Origin of the sequence: Microcystis aeruginosa LEGE 91341 (genome assembly GCF_015206885.1) — a bacterium.
Taxonomy (GTDB): domain Bacteria; phylum Cyanobacteriota; class Cyanobacteriia; order Cyanobacteriales; family Microcystaceae; genus Microcystis; species Microcystis aeruginosa_H.
The window spans coordinates 1-17537 of record NZ_JADEXY010000014.1 but is presented as its reverse complement, the minus strand read 5'-3'; the positions used below and the strand labels follow the sequence as shown (position 1 = coordinate 17537).

Sequence of the window (17537 nt, the reverse complement as noted above, 5' to 3'; positions counted from 1 at the left end):
ACTTTCAGATTAGGGAAAAAAATGAAGCGTACACTTGCCGTCATGACGATGACAGTAGCTTTAACCGTCACCAGTAACCATTCTAGCCTTGCCGGAGCAATCTTCGATCGCATTCAAAAAACTGGGGTAATTACTGCTGGCGCTCGTAAAGATGCTATTCCCTTTGGTTTTGTCAACTCCCAAGGCAAGTGGGTGGGTTACAGCCTTGATATGTTAGAGTTAATTCGCAAGGAAACCGAACGGAAGTTAGGAAAAGCAATTAAGTTAAAAATTGTTGAGATTACTCCCCAAAATCGTTTTGAAAAGTTGAAAACAGGGGTGATAGATATCGAATGTGGCTCCACTACTTTTACTTGGAAAAGAGAAAATGAAGTGGATTTTTCCGTTAGTTATTTTGCCAGTGGCACTCAATTACTCACCCGCAAAGGTAGTAATCTTGATGACATCGGTAGCTTGGCAGGCAGACGCATTGGAGTGATTGCCAATACTACTAATGAAGCGGTAATTAAAACCCAACAACCCGCCGCTATTTTGGTCAAAGTTAAAAATCGTGGCGAGGGTTTACAAAAACTAGAAGCAGGAGAAATTGATGGTTTTGCCAGCGATGGCATTACCCTAGAAGGTTTAAGGAAAAGCGCTAAAAATCCCAATAATTTAGCCATAGTTCCCTCCTATCCCTACGCCTACGAATCCTATGCCTGTACTTTACCAGAAAATGATTCTAAATGGCGCGATACAGTGAATTATACGCTATTAAAATTCATGGAAGGGATCGTCAGTGACCAACAACAAGCGGTGACAATTTATGAACGTTGGTTTGGTGAAGATGGTGTTGTTCCCTATTCCAGAGAAACTATTAATGATTATTTTCAAGGCATTGTCAACACCTACGAATGGATTCCTTTAACTGTATTTCCCTAAAATCAAAACCTTTTTAGGGAAAGGTTCAAAAAGGCACTCTTGCAAGTGGGAATTATGAATAGGGAAGTAGGAAGTGGGGAGGTGGGTTTTTAAAGGAGGCAGGAAAATTTATTGTAATTTCTCAATGATACTGATAATGATTCTCTTTAGCTGGGGGAGATTGTTTTGAATCACTTTCCAGACGACTTTTTCATCAATTGCCCAATATTCATGAACTAATTTATCCCGCATACCTGCGATGTTTTTCCAAGGAATATTGGGATAATTAACTCTCACTTCATCAGGAATATTTTTGACTGCTTCCCCGATTATTTCAATTAATTTTACTGCCGAAAGAAAGATTTCTATCTTAGTGGAAAATTCTGCAAAGCTTAGATCCTGAGTCATCTTTTCTAGTTGACAAATTGCCTCTAGAATGTCTTGCAGGAAATCTCTAAATTCCCGTTGCGTCATACATAAATAACCTCGGATAAAATTCTTTCTCTCCTTTTTCCTTTTAAGCCATTTTTACTGATAACATCCGCTTTTACCTTAAGTAAATCACTTAAATAATATTCCAGATCTACTAAATCTAGTAAACTAGGCGGTTCTGTATAATCTATCAGAATATTAACTTGACTATTTTCCTGCACTTCTCCTTTTACATAATCTCCAAAAATACCTAATTCACTAACATGATACTTTTCTTTTACTAAGGACTTAACTTGACCCAAAATCGCTTTAATTTCTTCTAAATTTTTCATGATGCTTACCTTCTAAGATAACGGAAAAGACTTCTACCCTACTGATCAAAATGTTATTTCCTGTATCTGTATTGTAGCAGATATCGGATGAAAGGATAAACCATACTCCTTGAAATCATGGGAATTGAGAGAGTTAGGCCAAAAATACCCCCTCAAACGACTGAATGAAGGGGCATTAATTCTACTTTGGTAAGCAATTTAGCCTACTTTTGTGGTTTAGTTTTAGTCGGATTTAGAGGATTTTAGTTTGCGCTTCAGGGTTGAAGCTGCGCCGAGAGTGCCAAGGGTTAATAAGCTGAGGAATGTAGAGGGTTCGGGAACGGCGACAGCTTCTAAAGCATCTATGTTTTCATTCACTGCTCCAGTAGCCAGTTTGACATTGAAAGCTGTATCCCAGAGATGCCCACCGTGAAAGAGGAATGGGGCCAGTGGTTGACCAAATTGCCAATGCCAAATTTCGCCTCCGTCGATATCGCCCCCATTAATATTGGGTGTGATGATTCCATCAAGATTAGCGTCGATGGGCATAACACTGAACAGAATGCGATCGCTGTTATCCCATTGGCCAATGTTACCGCCATCCCAGACCATTAAACCATCCAAATCAATAATGTCTGCTAAGTTAGCTATGTCAGGGCGGTTAATCGCCGCTGCAATCTGAGCAGCAGTAATATAGGAGTTGCTGATCTGGGTAATGGGGTTGTAGTACCATACTGATGTTCTCGTACCGTTAATAAGGGGATCTCCCAGCAAAGAGTACATATCAGCATCATCAGGAGTCGGATCTGCTGGAGAAGGGTATTGAGAAGACGTTGGTGATACAGAACTCCATACCTCCAAACCATCGAGATCGTTAACTCCCGCTTGATCAATTTCTGGAGGCTTTGCCCAAAAGTCAATCTCCCCGCCAATCGATTCAAAAAGAACACTTTTTTCATGTATTCCAAGCTGGTTATAATCAGGACTTGCGTTATAAACAGCAGCACGGGAATCACCGGGGAGTAATAGCGTTGTCGAACCGGTCGAGAATAGTAGGGCGGCTCGATTAGCAATGACATCCCAGAATAGGGCATCTTGATGATTAGCTAAGGCATCTACTTCTCTAGCTGGATCGGTATCACCTGCGCGAGAGCCACTATAGTCGAAAGTATCTTGCCGACCACCATTGCCATCCCAGTAAATATTCTGTTCTGGATCTAGAACTGGCGGTTCTTGAGTGTCTTTGTCGAAGCGATCGCTGTATTCTTTACCCGGAACATTTTTTGGCCCTGGAATACCCGGTCCAGGTACAGGTTGGACAAACGGTCCTTGAGGAACAAATGGTCCTGCCAATACTTGGGATGGGGCTACCGTGACACCCAGTAAGAGCCAGGAAGAGAACAAGAGTTTATGAGTGATTTTCATGATTATTGCTCTAGCAGATTTCGTATTGCGATTATCCCCTCGCCGCTAGGTCAAGCAACACCCCAACCCAACGCCAAGGGGAGACAAGGACAGCTTACACAATGCCTATTCCCTGAGAAATCTATCTTTAGAATGATTTGAAATATGCTAAGTTGAGATACTATGTCATGATCGCATTTAGCCAGTACCATGAGTGAAATTAGCGTCGGGGGAAAAGTCCGTCTGATTGCCATTCCCCCTTACCTGAAAACCGCCGATCCTATGCCTATGTTACGGCCGCCAGAGCTACTCAATATCGACGATATCGGCACGGTTATTGATCGCCGGCCGGGGGGTTATTGGGGTGTAAAATTCGATCGAGGCTCATTTCTGCTCGATAGCAAATATTTAGAGGCCATTTAAACCAGTTAAGTGCATCACGGTCAAGACAACTTTTAACTAAGGTAAAACTATCGGTCATTGGCTGCCAGGAACTGCCTGCTTGGATGAATGAACTACCCCGCCGCAAGCGGACGGGGTATCAGAATCAAAATAGACTCAATTGTAGATTTTGGTGTAGCTGCAGGTATTCTTTATCTTGTTCTTTTACATATCTCGCTATCATACCTTCATCCCCATGCTTTCCTACCGTACTTGCGTAATATCCATCACTCCAAAACTCTCCTCCCCACAACTGCTTTTTCACTTGAGGACACTTTTTGAAAATTTCTCTCGCCGTTATACTTTTAATCATTGTCACTATCCTTGTCACACTATAGGTCGGTACTGATTGCACCAGAAAATGCACATGATCTTTATCCACTCCAATTTCTACAAACTTTATCTCGTATCGTTTTTCCATCTCTAGACAGACTTCTTTCAACAAGCTATCTACCTGTTCGTCGAAAACGGCTTTACGATATTTGGCTGGGAACACTAAATGATATAGCAAAACACTTACGTTATGGCTCTTATGGATGTATTCACTCATTTTTCTATTGTACGCCGCGAGCGGCGGGGAATTAGACCCGAAGAGATTAAATCTCTGAAAAAAAATTACAGCCAGTAAATCAGTCTAGTTATATCCAAGTAATCGGTAATCCAGAACAATAACCTAAATTTATGGAACTATGCTCTGTTTCCCAATCTAAAACCTGTTCCACACGCTGATAAATTGCCGCCGCTTCCTCACTAGAATTACCGATACAAGTTAACCCTAATTTACCAAATTCTGACAGCGCACCCATGAGATGAAAAACTGTTCCCGTTTTACTGCTACTATCAAAATGTAAGTGATGTTTAGCAATAATATCCATTAAATCATCGGGAAGTAAACCTTTGTATTGGGGTTTGTGGAGATTATCGGAGGCAATATAGTATTTTTCCTGGTGAGGTTGACTGAAAAATGATCCGGTTTTTTGATCGTATTCACCATTAGTTAAAAGCTTCAAAGTCATAAAAGGATGGGTAGTTCCTCCTTTTCGCAGATTAATTTCGATCGCCTGTAAATCCCAGACTAAAGTTTCTGGATTTTTCACTGCGACGAAATCAACTCCATAGCGTTCAATTGCTCCCTTGGCTGCCAGAATTTCCCCTATTTTTAGTCCTAATTCCTGTAATTGTAGGCGATAATTTTCATCGGCAGGAAAATGACAACCCAGATAAATTTGACCATCGGGACCCCCTAAAATTTGATCGTGAGTGGAAAGAATCTTCACTTCTCCCGTGGGTGTAATATAACCTTGCACACTCGGCGATCGCTTTTCTTCTCCTTCAATAAAAGCTTCAACAATTCCCCCTAATTCAGCAATTTTGCCAGAAAAACTCTCCCAATTTTCATCGCTTGCTTGAAAACTCATCTTGTCTAATTGTTTGGTCAAGAGATTCATTCTCTCGCTTAAATCTAGACTGTTACTATCCACAATTTCCCCTAAAGGACGTAAATCTAAAACCGCATTTCCTTCTCCCGATAACCCCTCATTTAACTTCACTACCATGCGTTTTAATTGCGGTTGACGGAACCACAAACTAGCGGCTTCGTATAACAAATCTTTGACCGTATTTACCTGTAAACTACCGTCAGGATGGGGAATATTACTTTGACCAAAAATCTCGCGACTGCCACTTTTAGAACCCCAATACAATAAATCTGGACTACAGGCAAATAAAGGAATATCTAATTGTAAAGACAATTCTCGCTCTAAATTAGTAGAATTAAAACAAACCATGTAGGCACGATCTCGACGCAACGCTTGCCGGATTCTTGCTACTAAGCGCGGTCTTTCCAGAATTTTTTGGGTTAAAGGTTGAAAAGAGTTATCGTGAGTTGTCAGTAATAACAGACGATTATTAGCATGGGAAAAAGGAATCCCAGGCAACAATTGCAGGTAATAATCAATCACCATCCGCGCCAGTGGCTGCGCTGTTACATAGATTAAACGGGTTTTCGGGTGTCGCAACCGAATCAGAGAAAATAATAATCTTTCTTCGTAATGTAAAAAACCCGCCACTTTTTGACCGACTCTCTGATCGATACTAAAAGAAGGAACAACTAGGATATCATAATCGCATTCATCCGATTCGGGAACGTTTTCTCCCTGCCAAATCTCTTTTAATTTTTCTTGTAATTCTTGATACCGCAGCCGCTTTTCTAGCATCAAATCTCTATCTAACAGCATGGTTTGTCCCACCTCTGGGGTTGCAGATACCTGTATCTTATCGATTTTGAGAGCCTGTCGTCCCCAGTGTCTTTCTTTTCTTAAGATTCCCCCAATCCCTCCGCTCATTGCCATTAAAAAGGGATACAGTGGACTCTGTATCCCTTTTAATCACCTGAGATTGGCTTTAACCTAGCGGGTGGAATAAGAGATCGGGATAAAAGCGATTAAATTCGATTAAAATCCCGGCTGTGAAAGTCAGCAGCGCCATAATTAACACGGGTGCGGACGAGAGAAATTTAGTAAGTCCTTCCATCTGAGTTCTCCTAGGGAATAAAAAGTCAAGGGTTTGACACAAAAATTAACGAGGGGAAACGGTAATTTCCGAATCCTTAACGGTTAATTTACCGGAAGTGGCTTCTTGTAAAGCCGCCAAGGGCCAGAGAAAACCCGTTAACATTTTGCTGAGAGCGAGGGGAACATCGATGATGATTTCCTTCATTTCTGCATCTTTACTGCCGCGCACGGCGATTAAATAGGCCCGACCAACCCAACCGATCCAACCGGTAATGTACAGGAATAGGATGCTAGGGATAAAGAAATCGCCCATGTGGTCCCAACGACCATCAACAATTAGGTGTGGATAGCCTTCCGGTCCACAGAGAGCTTGGGAGTAGGTTTGAGCGCGTTTGGCTCCCGATTCGGGGTCGGGAGTGGTGTTGCGGAAACTCTTCGCTTTTTGTAGGAAAGCGGGATTTTCGCTACAAGGGGTCAGATTGGACAAATCAGCCGACGCTGGAGCGGCAAAGGTGAACCAGAGGGATAGCACCAGGGCCAGAGCGAACAATTTTCGCATAAATTGTTTCCTTTTGTTACGAAATATGAAGTTCTTTGTTCAAAAAGCGAACAATTTGATCGTACACGGAAAAAATCTTACTCCGATGAGGGGTACGAGTAAAGTTTCTATTACAAAACTATACGCAAAGCTTCAGACCCCGGTGATATGAACCACCACTTGTCTTTGGTGACGACTCTGACGGTGTTCCCAGAGATAGATACCTTGCCAGATGCCTAAAACTAATTTACCCCTAGCGATCGGGATTTGTTCCGATGTCCGGGTTAAAACCGAGCGAATGTGAGCGGGCATATCGTCTGGCCCTTCGGTAGAATGATAGTAGAGACTGCTATCTTCCGGGACTAACTTGGCGAAGAAATTGGCCAAATCGGTGAGAACATCGGGATCGGCATTTTCTTGGATCAGCAAAGAAGCGGAGGTGTGACAGACAAATAGACTGCATAATCCCGTCGTTATGCCCGATTCAGCCACGATCTCTTCTATGGGGGCAGTAAGACGATGGAAATTCTTGGGACTGGTGGTAATCGTCAGGGATTTTTGATATTGACGCATGGCAACCGAATCAGAGAGAAATGGGAGTGGGAGGGATTGTCCTGGAGAGCAAAGGTTGTCCCGCTTGTAAGAGATCGTGAAGGTTCACCACTGCACCGATAACAGCGATCGCAGGGGATTCAAAGCCGGTGGCTTCGATCTGGTTCATAATCGTGCTGAAAGTACCGATTAATTGCTGTTGTTGCGGTGTTGTTCCCCAGCGAATCAGGGCGATCGGTGTTTCTGGACTTCTGCCCGCCTTGGTCAACTCGCCGATAATATAGGGTAAATTATGCACACCCATGTAAACAACAATTGTTTCCGCACCATGAGCGATCGCTGACCAGTTAACCTCGGGACGATATTTACCCACCATCTCGTGGCCGGTGACGAAAGTAACGGAGGAACTATAATTGCGATGGGTGAGAGGAATACCGGCGTAGGCAGGCACGGCAATCCCTGAAGTGATCCCCGGCACGATCTCGACGCTAATTCCGGCCGCGATCAGATCGAGCATTTCTTCACCCCCGCGACCGAAAACAAAGGGATCCCCTCCCTTGAGACGAACAACCACGGCATTAGTCTGGGCCTTTTGGATCAGTAAAGCGGTGATTTCCTCCTGTACTAGAGAATGACGACCGCGACGCTTACCCCCATGGATTTGTTCGGCCCGGGGGTTAATCATGGCTAGAATCGAGGGGCTGACTAGGGCATCATAGAGGACAACATCGGCATTTTCTAGGAGAACTTTCGCTTTTAAGGTCAACAAACCGGGATCCCCGGGACCCGCACCGACGAGATAGACCTTACCGCAACTTTCTGATTGATTCATAGATACTGGGGAGAAAATTCTTGCTTCGATCGAATGCGCTTGATCCCTACTTTATTGTGACTGGGACAAAATTTGGTATTTTTGGCTACAGTTACTCGGCGATCATGCGCTTTCTTCATGAAGAATTATGATCTTAACATTACTTAACCTTTTATCTAGCGATCGCTGTGATCCTAAATCTTGTTTAACAGGTGAAGACCTTCCAGCAAAGGAGCATCGAAATCATCTGGAACGGTAAACTCGCCTGCACACAAACCAAATGGTCGCAATTGCTTACTACTGGCAATAGGTCTAAGTTCAGCGATCGGCTTATCAGATCTAAGAATGACAAGCGTTTCACCTGCTTCTACTTGACGAAGATATTTCAAGGGATCGCGTTGTATTTCATCAACAGTGACGTTCAACATTAGATTACCTCAGTACAAACTTGATGGACAGTTGTCAACGGTTTTTCGATTCAAGTAATCAGACTATTGACTACATAATTGCAGCATTGAAATAAAATTAAATGGTTTTAGCCCATGTAATTGCGCGATTGAACATTGCTTGAAGCACATTCTTTCGTTCAAGAGTTGCTGTGTCTAGCATGGCTGATCCTAGATTGAAAGGTATAATTTAATTGCATAGCACAATAATTTGTTCTAGTCTAGCTAAAAAATTGTCATCCTATTCAAATTACTGTTTACATAAGCAAAAATAAGGTGCGTTACATTTCATGAACGCACCCTACAAGATTGCTGATTCGGTTTATTGCCTGAACTTGGAGATGATATATTTAACAAGTCAGATCGGCTCGATTTTGTGTTATGATCAAAGCTGGGCTTTAAAAACAATATTCTCAGCAGATCATGCCTATTGTTCTTCTTGGCACTCTAATTTCACCGAAAGATTAATTTAACCTTAATCGGTCGGGACTGATTTCTTAACCTTTTAATAAATTGATTTTTTCCCCAGTCAGGCTAGAATCAGTAGGACTAGCATCCAAGATAATCGGGGTAACTTTGGTTAATCTGGGGCATTCTAGCCTAAAAAACGCCAAAAATAGTCAAATTTAGACTTGAGTGGCTTCTTACTAACTGTTTAATCTATTATTTAGGTATTAGACTCTATGGCTAAAGCTTCTACCGTAACTTCCGAAATCGATCTTAAAGATTCGCAATATTACTTTAACCGAGAATTAAGCTGGTTAGAATTTAATCGTCGCGTGCTTTATGAAGCACTTGATCCTCGGACTCCCCTACTGGAAAGATTAAAATTTACCGCCATTTTTTGTGCCAATCTCGACGAGTTTTTTATGGTACGGGTGGCAGTGCTTAAACAACAGGTAGAGGCAAATGTAGCCGTTTTAAGTGCCGATGGCCGGACTGCCTCAGAACAGCTAATCGAGATCAGTAAACGTCTGCGTCCCCTTGTGCAACAGCAGGATCGTCTTTTTGAACACACCCTAAAAAACCTCTTAGTAGAACAGGGAATTCATCTGATTAACTATGTGGATTTACATCAAGAACAGCGCAATTATCTCCACGATTACTTTGAACAAAATATTTTCCCCGTTTTAACTCCTCTAGCGGTGGATCCTAGTCATCCTTTTCCCTATATTTCTAATCTTAGTCTCAATTTAGCCGTAGTCGTTCGCGATCCCGACACCGATAAAGAACTATTTGCCAGGGTGAAAGTGCCGCAGGTTTTCCCCCGTTTTCTGGCATTATCCAAAGAATTACGCCACCAAGATGGAAAAGCTTCGATTTGGACGGGAGTACCCCTTGAACAGGTGGTAATGCACAATTTAGAGGCACTTTTCCCCGGCATGATCATCCAAGAATGTTATCCTTTTCGGGTGACGCGCAATGCTGACATCTCCGTTGAAGAAGATGAGGCCGATGATTTATTATTAGCGATCGAGGAAGAAGTACGCAAGCGCCGCATCGGTAAATCGGCAGTACGTCTGGAAATCCACAGTTCTACTCCTAGCAATATTAAAGACCGGATCATGCGCGATCTCGGACTTGAGGAGATCGATGTTTACGATGTGGATGGACTGCTAGGACACAAAGATTTATTTTATTTTCTGTCTTTACCCTGTCCCGAACTGAAAGATCCCCCTTGGAATGCTGTCACCCCACCGGTTTTACAGGGATTGCGAGAAACAGTTGACGGTAACGAAGACGGTATCCTAGAACAGGATGGCGAAGATATTTTTACTTTAATTCGCAATAACGATATTCTCGTTCATCACCCCTACCATTCCTTTAGTGCCTCAGTACAACAGTTTATCGCCCAGGCGGCCTATGATGCCCATGTTTTAGCGATTAAAATGACTTTGTATCGTACTTCCGGAGATTCCCCGATTGTCAATTCCCTGATTGCAGCCGCAGAAAATGGTAAACAGGTAGCAGCGTTAGTGGAACTAAAAGCTCGCTTTGATGAGGAAAATAACATTAGTTGGGCGAAAAAGCTCGAACAAGCCGGAGTTCACGTTGTTTATGGCTTAGTTGGTCTCAAAACCCACACGAAAGTGGTTCTCGTGGTCAGAAAGGAAGGGGATAAAATCCGTCGTTATTTCCATATTGGCACGGGCAATTATAACCCAAAAACTGCCAAATTATACACTGATTTGGGTTTACTTAGCTGTCGCGAGGATTTAGGGGCAGATATCACCGATTTATTTAACTTTCTGACTGGATACTCCCGTCAGCAATCCTACCGCAAACTTTTAATTGCTCCGGTGAGTTTGCGAAAACGGATGTTAGCAATGATCGATCGCGAGGCCAAAAACTGTAAAAATGGCGGTACGGGTCGCATTGTGGCAAAAATGAACTCTCTTGTCGATAAACCGATTATAGAAGCTTTATACGCTGCTTCTCGTGCCGGTGTGCAGATTGACTTGATTATTCGCGGCATCTGTTGTTTACGGCCCGGATTGCCGGAAATAAGCGAAAATATCCGAGTAATTAGCATTATCGGCCGTTTTTTGGAACATTCCCGCATTTTTTACTTCTACAATGGTGGTCAGGACGAGGTTTATATTGGTAGCGCCGATTGGATGACGCGGAACCTGAGTCGTCGCGTGGAAGCAGTGACACCCATCGATGAACCAGCGATCGCCAAGGAACTGGAAGAAATTCTCGGGATTATGTTGTCAGATAACCGACAAGCATGGGAATTACAATCCGATGGCAGTTATATTCAGCGTCGTCCTGACAATGAGGGACAGGAAAGCAGTACCCATGTAATTTTAATGGACAAGGCCCTTAAATCTGCGGGTATTAGTCCATAGGAACAGTTATCAGTTATTAGTTATTAGTTATCGGTTATCAACATTTTTCGCGGGTTAGACACAATGGCTGAAAATCTAGAGTTTTCGTTGAGGTGCGTCGATGCCTTGTCCAGTAAGGCTTTGAGCCTGATGACCGAGGTGACTATTGACAATCATTATTAATAATGTCTATGCTTTTCAGTATCCCACGAAAAATCGTTGTACAATCCTTGTACAGCCTAGTTTTGCAAAGCTAGTCTTGCTTCCAATTCGTGAAGCGTATGAATGGAAACTTTTGATAGCAATCGATGCTTAGTTCCCAAACATTCTTGCTTCCAATTCGTGAAGCGTATGAATGGAAACTTATTTCATTTCTGCGACCGCCGTCGCAGAAATGAAACTTGCTTCCAATTCGTGAAGCGTATGAATGGAAACGCTAAACAAGGCCACCTGCCACCCCTCGCGGAGTGTCTTGCTTCCAATTCGTGAAGCGTATGAATGGAAACCCGTTAACCGGTATTGTCGCCCCTGCTGAGATGTTGAAGCCTTGCTTCCAATTCGTGAAGCGTATGAATGGAAACTTTTACTGATCGAGGATCAACGATACGCCCACATCTTCTTGCTTCCAATTCGTGAAGCGTATGAATGGAAACCTTCCCGTCCATCCAAGCTCTTTTCAAAAACCCTACTTGCTTCCAATTCGTGAAGCGTATGAATGGAAACCAATATCAATCGGCTTTTCTCCAAACTTTTTAGCACCTAATCTTGCTTCCAATTCGTGAAGCGTATGAATGGAAACAGTATAGGGAGTCCCGTCCGTAGCGATCACCGCCCGATACCGGCTTGCTTCCAATTCGTGAAGCGTATGAATGGAAACATCACAAACCCCGACAAAGCCAAGGTTCCTAGTACCTTGCTTCCAATTCGTGAAGCGTATGAATGGAAACGCTGTACCGAGGATTTGTTCAACGATAACATCACCGTCTTGCTTCCAATTCGTGAAGCGTATGAATGGAAACGAAATACCTATGCCTCGAATTGCCCACGTTAGGGAACCATCTTGCTTCCAATTCGTGAAGCGTATGAATGGAAACACATGACCAATAGGGTACGCATCGATGCTTCCGATGAGAGCTTGCTTCCAATTCGTGAAGCGTATGAATGGAAATAATGTGTAGGGTCAATTCATGAATTGACCCTACAATTTTTTTAATTCCAATTAGTTAAGTGTATGAATGGAAACAGAATGCCAGGGATCAATTCCATCTCATCGGTTAAGAAAAATCCGAGATTTCAGCAGGATTATGCGTCAGTGGGGACAACAATTTCAGAGGAAGTTTAACCAGACTGAACTCGGCAGAATAATTTACGCGGGAGGAGATGATTTTTTGGGCATCGTTTATAATAGCCAATTTCCCGATCTACAACTCGATCGATCTCGATCGAGTTCTCCACTGGCTACAAACCCCTTATAAGTAGCGATCGCACTTTCAAAAGACCAAATAATCACATTTAAAGGATTTTGCTTTAAATCTTTTCATCGGAAGCAATAAAATCATCTCGTGAGATACCCGCTTGAGTGCAAATATTCCTTAGTGTAGAGCTTTTAATTTGCTTGTGATTCGGTAGCGTTAAAAGTGTTTTTGTTCCATCTGGATTTTTTCTAATCATAGAAATATGCTCTTTTTATCTAACAATTGAAAAACCAAATTTTTCAAGAACTTTAATCACTTTGGCTTTAGGGGTATCAGAGGGAAATTTTGCCGTTAGACTATTGCTTCTACAACAAAGGCTTCTAATAAAGATGAGTCAGCTTCGAGAACTGATTCCCCAAAGGTTTCAACATGAAAAGCGATCGCCGATTGCACATCATTAAGAGCATCTTCATGGGTATCACCCTCACCGACTACTACGCCTTGAATTCCCAATGGATAGGCGATATAGCCATCAGAATGTTTTTCCACAATGATTTTAATGGATTTCATAAATTCTTGACACTTTACAGGAATTTCCTGATCCTATCTCATTTCTATAGGACTTTGATAAGAAAACGATCGCCTCTCCTCCTCATCAAAATCTCCAAAAAAGTTGACTCTCCAAAAGTGATCGCTATTCCTCATCATCAAAAAGCGATCGCATCCTCCAATTGTATCCCCACAAAACGTGATCGCTATTCTTAAACGATGCTATAGTCAGAATAGTGAGTTCTAATTACAAGAATGCAAGTTAAAGACCTAAGTGTTGAAGATTTTAAGTTTTTGATTCAAGAAACTGTTACGGAAACAGTTCAATCTCTACTAAATGATCCTGATATTGATAAACAACTTAAAACCGAAGTCTCTCAATCTCTAGCTGACTCTTTACAGCGAACTCGAAATGGAGAACGGGGAATTTCTGCGGAAGAAGTAGCTCAAAGATTAGGATTAGATTGGTAATGCGTCGCCATATAGAATTTACCGATAAAGCTTTTGAAGGTTTAGAGTCGCTTACGGCAGTTGTTCGGGAGCGTGTCTTTTAAAAAAGTTCGTTGGATAAATGAAAATTTTGATGATATTAGACATCAAAGTTTAAGTTCTAATTTAAGCGGTTTGTTTAAACTTAGAATTGGCGATTACAGGGTGATATATTCTTTTGATGATGACTTTATTACGATTCATCAAGTTGGTCATCGTCGAGATATTTATTCTGATTAGTTTTAGTTTAATTACTTCCATTCCCAAAAATTGCTCCTTCCAAAAGCGATCGCACTCCCCATCATCAAAATCGCCAAAAAAGTTGCTTCTCCCAAAAGTGATTGCTATTCCTCATCATCAAAAAGCGATGTCGTCCTGACAATGAGGGACAGGAAACAGTACCCATGTAATTTTAATGGACAAGGCCCTTAAATCTGCGGGTATTAGTCCATAGGAACAGTTATCAGTTATTAGTTATTAGTTATCGGTTATCAACATTTTTCGCGGGTTAGACAGAATGGCTGAAAATCTAGAGTTTTCGTTGAGGTGCGTCGATGCCTTGTCCAGTAAGGCTTTGAGCCTCATGACCGAGGTGACTATTGACAATTATTATTAATAATGTCTATGCTTTTCAGTATCCCACGAAAAATCGTTGTACAATCCTTGTACGGCCTAGTTTTGCAAAGCTAGTCTTGCTTCCAATTCGTGAAGCGTATGAATGGAAACTTTGTCAGTCAGCCATACGTACTGACCAAGGGGGTGGTCGTGCTTGCTTCCAATTCGTGAAGCGTATGAATGGAAACCCTTGTATAGAAGACTTGCCGGTCTAACTCATCCATATCTTCTTGCTTCCAATTCGTGAAGCGTATGAATGGAAACGACTGAGTAACAGATTCGTTTAAAACTGTTATCTGCTTGCTTCCAATTCGTGAAGCGTATGAATGGAAACCGCTGCTCCCAAGGGTCTGTCCATCCCAAAGGCAACCCGAAGCTTGCTTCCAATTCGTGAAGCGTATGAATGGAAACTTCCTGTTTTTTTAGGAAGCGAACGATAAAACGATACTTGCTTCCAATTCGTGAAGCGTATGAATGGAAACCGAGCTTGATTGTAGGAACGCCAGAAACATTGAAATTAAACTTGCTTCCAATTCGTGAAGCGTATGAATGGAAACTCCGGTAATGTTTTTCATGTTGAAAAATACACAAGTGAACTTGCTTCCAATTCGTGAAGCGTATGAATGGAAACAGTGTTTGGCTTGGCGCTGTTCCAGTAATCGTAGCCTTGCTTCCAATTCGTGAAGCGTATGAATGGAAACCAAGAAGTCCTCCGATTAAGGTCATGTTATCTACAGACTTGCTTCCAATTCGTGAAGCGTATGAATGGAAACCCCAAAAAGCCAATCACCAAAGCACTACAAACAATCGCCAACTTGCTTCCAATTCGTGAAGCGTATGAATGGAAACCATCGTGGTTAGCACGATATCAGCGGGTTCTGTGGAACCGTCTTGCTTCCAATTCGTGAAGCGTATGAATGGAAACTTAAATACGACCGCGACCGGTGCTATCACTGCTAAGACTTGCTTCCAATTCGTGAAGCGTATGAATGGAAACAGAATAATCGAAATCAAAGGCTCAAAAGAGAAATTCTTGCTTCCAATTCGTGAAGCGTATGAATGGAAATAATGTGTAGGGTTAACTCATGAATTGACCCTACAATTTTTTTAATTCCAATTAGTTAAGTGCCTGAATAGAAACGATACTTAATTAAGAAAAATCAATAAAAATAAAGATTGTTTAAGAAAAATTATTTAAAATTAACACAATAATTAGAAATTTAGTGATAGATATAAAAGTACAAAAGAGCCAATTAATCTAACAATCCTATTTTTTTAGCCAGAGATAAGTCCTTTCTAGGTCTTTTCAAGGCTGTTGAATATACCTCTTAAACAATCGAGTTTTCTATAGCTTTATGCCCAAATATATAGCCATCACCTTCTCCCCCGTGCAAAGCTTTATTGAAAAATCCCGCAAATTGAGGGACCTGTACGGAGCCTCTCAGATTCTCTCGGATCTGACCAGTACAATCGTCACCCACCGGCCTGAGCAGTACCACCTAATTAGCCCCGGACTGCTAAACTCCCCACAGGGAATGCCCAACCGTGTTCTCCTGAAAATCGATAGCGAAATACAGTCCTCCTCCTCCGAGGACATCATTGCGGAACTGCAACGAGCCTTTTTAAATCGTTGGAAAAATATTCTCGCAACCTGTAGAAAATGGGTCGAAAACGCCCTCGCGCCTTACTATCGATCCTCAGAATGGAATTGGCAAAAAAGCTGGAAAAAGTGGGAAAGACGCACCTGGGAATTTTTCTGGGGCATAGGGGACAATCTAGAGTCCGCCATGGTCGATCTGGAAAATCGTAAACTCGCCCGCAATTGGCAAGGGGTGAATTGGGTCGGGGAAAGCTCTAGTCTGTCCGGGACTGACGCGATCGCTTGGTACGGGATGGATCGGGAAAACCAAGACATGAAAACGCTTGACTGGAGCGAAGAAAACCGACATATCGCCCTATTCTACCGAAGATTAGCCCTCCTACTCGATGGAGTTAACGATCCTGACGGCCAACCCAAAGATAAACAACCAGAAGGCAAATACATCGATGGAAACGAAAGATTGAATATTCCCGAATTAACCAAACGGTTGATCACTCTCCCACATATCGCCCGCTCTCTAGGAATCGAACTTCCCGAAGAACTTCGCCAGCGAGGATTTCGAGATCTGATCAGGAGACCGCAAGATAACCCCGCCTCAGTGGGACAAAAAACAGGCTGGTTCATGGGAGATGGCGATAAAGTGGGCGATTACCTGAAAAACCTCGGCTCAGACCAAAAAATCCGAGATTTCAGCGAGATTATGCGTCGGTGGGGACAACAATTTCAGAGGGACTTTAACCAGACCGAACTCGGCAGAATAATTTACGCCGGAGGAGATGATTTTTTGGGCATCGTTTATAATAGCCAATTTCCCGATCCACAACTCGACTCGATCGATCTCGATCGAGTTTTTCACTGGCTACAAACCCTCGATCAACAGTGGAAAACTGGAAAAACTGAAGAAATCAATCAACGGGTGACTCTAAGTCTCGGCTTCGTTTGGGCAGCCCACAGCATTCCCCAGAGAGACGTTTTACAGCACTGTCGGGAAGCAGAACAGCGCTCGAAAAAACTGGGACGCGATCGCCTGACCATCCGCGTTTTATTTAACAACGGGCAATATGTTCAATGGACAACCAGATGGAAATACTTGAACACCCTAAACCACTATCGAGATCGGGACGGCGGGAAAAATTGGGGTCATATCTATGGCGACTTTGCCCGACTAAAAGCCCGTCACGCTTTTGGTCTGGGCTATCTCGATAACCCTAGAAGCCATTCCGATGGCGCAGACTCGAAAATCCTCGATAACCTCTCCACACTCCTACAGTTTTTCGATCTATACTTTAGCGGCTATAAAAAAATTTTAGAAAAAGAAGATGATCAGATCGTCTCCCTCCCAGAGGGCGGCAATGGCAATGCCGATTACGCTAGGGCGATCATTCGCTGGATAGACGAACTGATCGCGATCGGTTGGCATCTCTCGATCGGGGAAACGATCAAAAAATAATCCTAAATCCGAATCTATTGCCTATTGCCTATCCTAACCAAGAAATTAATTTTGCACGACTACTTAGGGTTTGCTGAATAAATCTAAAAACCTTGTTGGGTAAACCTTTTAGACTTTTTTTCCCTCAAAAAGTGCCAACCATTGTAGTGATCGGGGGTAAAATTCCTGGACTTTTTCCCTGAAAATTAGGTAATTGGCCACCTCAAAACTGGTAAAACCCCACACCCCACACCCCACACC

At 42.6% G+C, this 17537-nt stretch carries 19 protein-coding genes and 2 CRISPR repeat arrays; of the genes, 7 read left to right on the top strand and 12 right to left on the bottom strand.

Features of this window, described 5'->3' with window-relative positions; genetic code table 11:
* Positions 1-21 precede the first annotated feature (21 nt).
* Positions 22-921, top strand: coding sequence for an amino acid ABC transporter substrate-binding protein (locus IQ234_RS03945; RefSeq protein WP_193956116.1), 900 nt, complete (start codon positions 22-24; stop codon positions 919-921).
* 108 nt (positions 922-1029) lie between these two features.
* Here IQ234_RS03945 and IQ234_RS03940 read toward each other — a convergent pair whose 3' ends face one another.
* The 3 genes from IQ234_RS03940 to IQ234_RS03930 form a co-directional block, all read right to left on the bottom strand.
* On the bottom strand, positions 1030-1374 hold the full coding sequence (locus tag IQ234_RS03940) for a DUF86 domain-containing protein (protein ID WP_002790755.1): 345 nt from the start codon (positions 1372-1374) through the stop codon (positions 1030-1032).
* Positions 1371-1664, bottom strand: a complete 294-nt coding sequence (locus tag IQ234_RS03935; protein ID WP_193956115.1) for a nucleotidyltransferase family protein — start codon at positions 1662-1664, stop codon at positions 1371-1373. Before IQ234_RS03935 ends, IQ234_RS03940 begins: the two co-directional genes overlap by 4 nt.
* A gap of 222 nt (positions 1665-1886) precedes the next feature.
* Positions 1887-3068, bottom strand: coding sequence for a PEP-CTERM sorting domain-containing protein (locus tag IQ234_RS03930; RefSeq protein ID WP_193956114.1), 1182 nt, complete (start codon positions 3066-3068; stop codon positions 1887-1889).
* Between the two features lie 189 nt (positions 3069-3257).
* On the opposite strand from IQ234_RS03930, the gene sipA reads away from it, so the two are divergent.
* Positions 3258-3470, top strand: a complete 213-nt coding sequence (sipA, locus tag IQ234_RS03925; RefSeq protein ID WP_043995397.1) for a regulatory protein SipA — start codon at positions 3258-3260, stop codon at positions 3468-3470.
* Between the two features lie 124 nt (positions 3471-3594).
* On the opposite strand, the gene tnpA is transcribed toward sipA, so the two are convergent.
* From tnpA to IQ234_RS03890, 7 genes are all read right to left on the bottom strand, one after another.
* Complete coding sequence (gene tnpA / locus IQ234_RS03920) at positions 3595-4038, bottom strand: IS200/IS605 family transposase (protein ID WP_002740761.1); 444 nt, start codon at positions 4036-4038, stop codon at positions 3595-3597.
* A gap of 88 nt (positions 4039-4126) precedes the next feature.
* On the bottom strand, positions 4127-5725 hold the full coding sequence (locus IQ234_RS03915; protein WP_193956128.1) for a peptide ligase PGM1-related protein: 1599 nt from the start codon (positions 5723-5725) through the stop codon (positions 4127-4129).
* Between the two features lie 166 nt (positions 5726-5891).
* Positions 5892-6020 (bottom strand): photosystem I reaction center subunit IX, encoded by a 129-nt coding sequence (psaJ, locus tag IQ234_RS03910; RefSeq protein ID WP_002738148.1) that lies wholly within the window; start codon positions 6018-6020, stop codon positions 5892-5894.
* Positions 6021-6065: 45 nt separating this feature from the next.
* Positions 6066-6560 (bottom strand): Photosystem I reaction center subunit III, encoded by a 495-nt coding sequence (locus IQ234_RS03905; RefSeq protein WP_193956113.1) that lies wholly within the window; start codon positions 6558-6560, stop codon positions 6066-6068.
* Between the two features lie 132 nt (positions 6561-6692).
* Entirely contained in the window at positions 6693-7112 is a 420-nt protein-coding gene (locus tag IQ234_RS03900; protein ID WP_193956112.1) for a secondary thiamine-phosphate synthase enzyme YjbQ, read from the bottom strand.
* A 10-nt stretch (positions 7113-7122) separates the two neighbouring features.
* A complete protein-coding gene (cobA, locus tag IQ234_RS03895; RefSeq protein ID WP_193956111.1) occupies positions 7123-7923 on the bottom strand; it encodes a uroporphyrinogen-III C-methyltransferase in 801 nt (266 codons plus the stop codon).
* Between the two features lie 173 nt (positions 7924-8096).
* Entirely contained in the window at positions 8097-8330 is a 234-nt protein-coding gene (locus IQ234_RS03890) for a type II toxin-antitoxin system Phd/YefM family antitoxin (RefSeq protein ID WP_110578697.1), read from the bottom strand.
* Positions 8331-9031: 701 nt separating this feature from the next.
* On the opposite strand from IQ234_RS03890, the gene ppk1 reads away from it, so the two are divergent.
* Together ppk1 and IQ234_RS21905 are read left to right on the top strand one after the other, a co-directional pair.
* Complete coding sequence (gene ppk1 / locus IQ234_RS03885) at positions 9032-11200, top strand: polyphosphate kinase 1 (RefSeq protein WP_193956110.1); 2169 nt, start codon at positions 9032-9034, stop codon at positions 11198-11200.
* 237 nt (positions 11201-11437) lie between these two features.
* Positions 11438-12422: a CRISPR direct-repeat array (repeat unit 35 nt; unit sequence CTTGCTTCCAATTCGTGAAGCGTATGAATGGAAAC).
* Between the two features lie 61 nt (positions 12423-12483).
* Positions 12484-12654: a hypothetical protein gene (locus IQ234_RS21905; RefSeq protein ID WP_416209667.1), complete on the top strand. Its 171-nt coding sequence runs from the start codon at positions 12484-12486 to the stop codon at positions 12652-12654.
* Between the two features lie 52 nt (positions 12655-12706).
* Here the strand turns inward: IQ234_RS21905 and IQ234_RS20950 are convergent, their stop codons facing one another.
* Together IQ234_RS20950 and IQ234_RS03875 are read right to left on the bottom strand one after the other, a co-directional pair.
* Positions 12707-12850, bottom strand: a complete 144-nt coding sequence (locus tag IQ234_RS20950) for a type II toxin-antitoxin system HicA family toxin (protein ID WP_228008365.1) — start codon at positions 12848-12850, stop codon at positions 12707-12709.
* A 95-nt stretch (positions 12851-12945) separates the two neighbouring features.
* Positions 12946-13164, bottom strand: a complete 219-nt coding sequence (locus IQ234_RS03875) for a type II toxin-antitoxin system HicB family antitoxin (protein WP_002753712.1) — start codon at positions 13162-13164, stop codon at positions 12946-12948.
* Between the two features lie 234 nt (positions 13165-13398).
* On the opposite strand from IQ234_RS03875, the gene IQ234_RS03870 reads away from it, so the two are divergent.
* The 3 genes from IQ234_RS03870 to IQ234_RS03860 all read left to right on the top strand — a co-directional run bounded on the left by IQ234_RS03870 (position 13399) and on the right by IQ234_RS03860 (position 17297).
* Positions 13399-13614 carry a hypothetical protein gene (locus IQ234_RS03870; protein WP_002732549.1) on the top strand — a complete coding sequence of 72 codons (216 nt, stop codon included), beginning with the start codon at positions 13399-13401 and terminating at the stop codon, positions 13612-13614.
* A gap of 72 nt (positions 13615-13686) precedes the next feature.
* The gene (locus IQ234_RS03865) at positions 13687-13872 is read left to right on the top strand and encodes a type II toxin-antitoxin system RelE family toxin (protein WP_223210821.1); all 186 of its coding nucleotides are present in this window, start codon (positions 13687-13689) and stop codon (positions 13870-13872) included.
* Between the two features lie 451 nt (positions 13873-14323).
* A CRISPR array of direct repeats spans positions 14324-15314; the repeat unit is 35 nt; unit sequence CTTGCTTCCAATTCGTGAAGCGTATGAATGGAAAC.
* Positions 15315-15602: 288 nt separating this feature from the next.
* A complete protein-coding gene (locus tag IQ234_RS03860; RefSeq protein WP_193956109.1) occupies positions 15603-17297 on the top strand; it encodes a Cas10/Cmr2 second palm domain-containing protein in 1695 nt (564 codons plus the stop codon).
* The last annotated feature ends 240 nt before the right edge of the window (positions 17298-17537 follow it).

What these genes read in the sequence shown, in the direction of transcription:
- IQ234_RS03945 (WP_193956116.1), top strand. Translation starts at nt 22, where the DNA reads ATGAAGCGTACACTTGCCGTCATGACGATGACAGTAGCTTTAACCGTC.
- IQ234_RS03940 (WP_002790755.1), bottom strand. Translation starts at nt 1,374, where the DNA reads ATGACGCAACGGGAATTTAGAGATTTCCTGCAAGACATTCTAGAGGCA.
- IQ234_RS03935 (WP_193956115.1), bottom strand. Translation starts at nt 1,664, where the DNA reads ATGAAAAATTTAGAAGAAATTAAAGCGATTTTGGGTCAAGTTAAGTCC.
- IQ234_RS03930 (WP_193956114.1), bottom strand. Translation starts at nt 3,068, where the DNA reads ATGAAAATCACTCATAAACTCTTGTTCTCTTCCTGGCTCTTACTGGGT.
- sipA (WP_043995397.1), top strand. Translation starts at nt 3,258, where the DNA reads ATGAGTGAAATTAGCGTCGGGGGAAAAGTCCGTCTGATTGCCATTCCC.
- tnpA (WP_002740761.1), bottom strand. Translation starts at nt 4,038, where the DNA reads ATGAGTGAATACATCCATAAGAGCCATAACGTAAGTGTTTTGCTATAT.
- IQ234_RS03915 (WP_193956128.1), bottom strand. Translation starts at nt 5,725, where the DNA reads ATGCTGTTAGATAGAGATTTGATGCTAGAAAAGCGGCTGCGGTATCAA.
- psaJ (WP_002738148.1), bottom strand. Translation starts at nt 6,020, where the DNA reads ATGGAAGGACTTACTAAATTTCTCTCGTCCGCACCCGTGTTAATTATG.
- IQ234_RS03905 (WP_193956113.1), bottom strand. Translation starts at nt 6,560, where the DNA reads ATGCGAAAATTGTTCGCTCTGGCCCTGGTGCTATCCCTCTGGTTCACC.
- IQ234_RS03900 (WP_193956112.1), bottom strand. Translation starts at nt 7,112, where the DNA reads ATGCGTCAATATCAAAAATCCCTGACGATTACCACCAGTCCCAAGAAT.
- cobA (WP_193956111.1), bottom strand. Translation starts at nt 7,923, where the DNA reads ATGAATCAATCAGAAAGTTGCGGTAAGGTCTATCTCGTCGGTGCGGGT.
- IQ234_RS03890 (WP_110578697.1), bottom strand. Translation starts at nt 8,330, where the DNA reads ATGTTGAACGTCACTGTTGATGAAATACAACGCGATCCCTTGAAATAT.
- ppk1 (WP_193956110.1), top strand. Translation starts at nt 9,032, where the DNA reads ATGGCTAAAGCTTCTACCGTAACTTCCGAAATCGATCTTAAAGATTCG.
- IQ234_RS21905 (WP_416209667.1), top strand. Translation starts at nt 12,484, where the DNA reads ATGCGTCAGTGGGGACAACAATTTCAGAGGAAGTTTAACCAGACTGAA.
- IQ234_RS20950 (WP_228008365.1), bottom strand. Translation starts at nt 12,850, where the DNA reads ATGATTAGAAAAAATCCAGATGGAACAAAAACACTTTTAACGCTACCG.
- IQ234_RS03875 (WP_002753712.1), bottom strand. Translation starts at nt 13,164, where the DNA reads ATGAAATCCATTAAAATCATTGTGGAAAAACATTCTGATGGCTATATC.
- IQ234_RS03870 (WP_002732549.1), top strand. Translation starts at nt 13,399, where the DNA reads ATGCAAGTTAAAGACCTAAGTGTTGAAGATTTTAAGTTTTTGATTCAA.
- IQ234_RS03860 (WP_193956109.1), top strand. Translation starts at nt 15,603, where the DNA reads ATGCCCAAATATATAGCCATCACCTTCTCCCCCGTGCAAAGCTTTATT.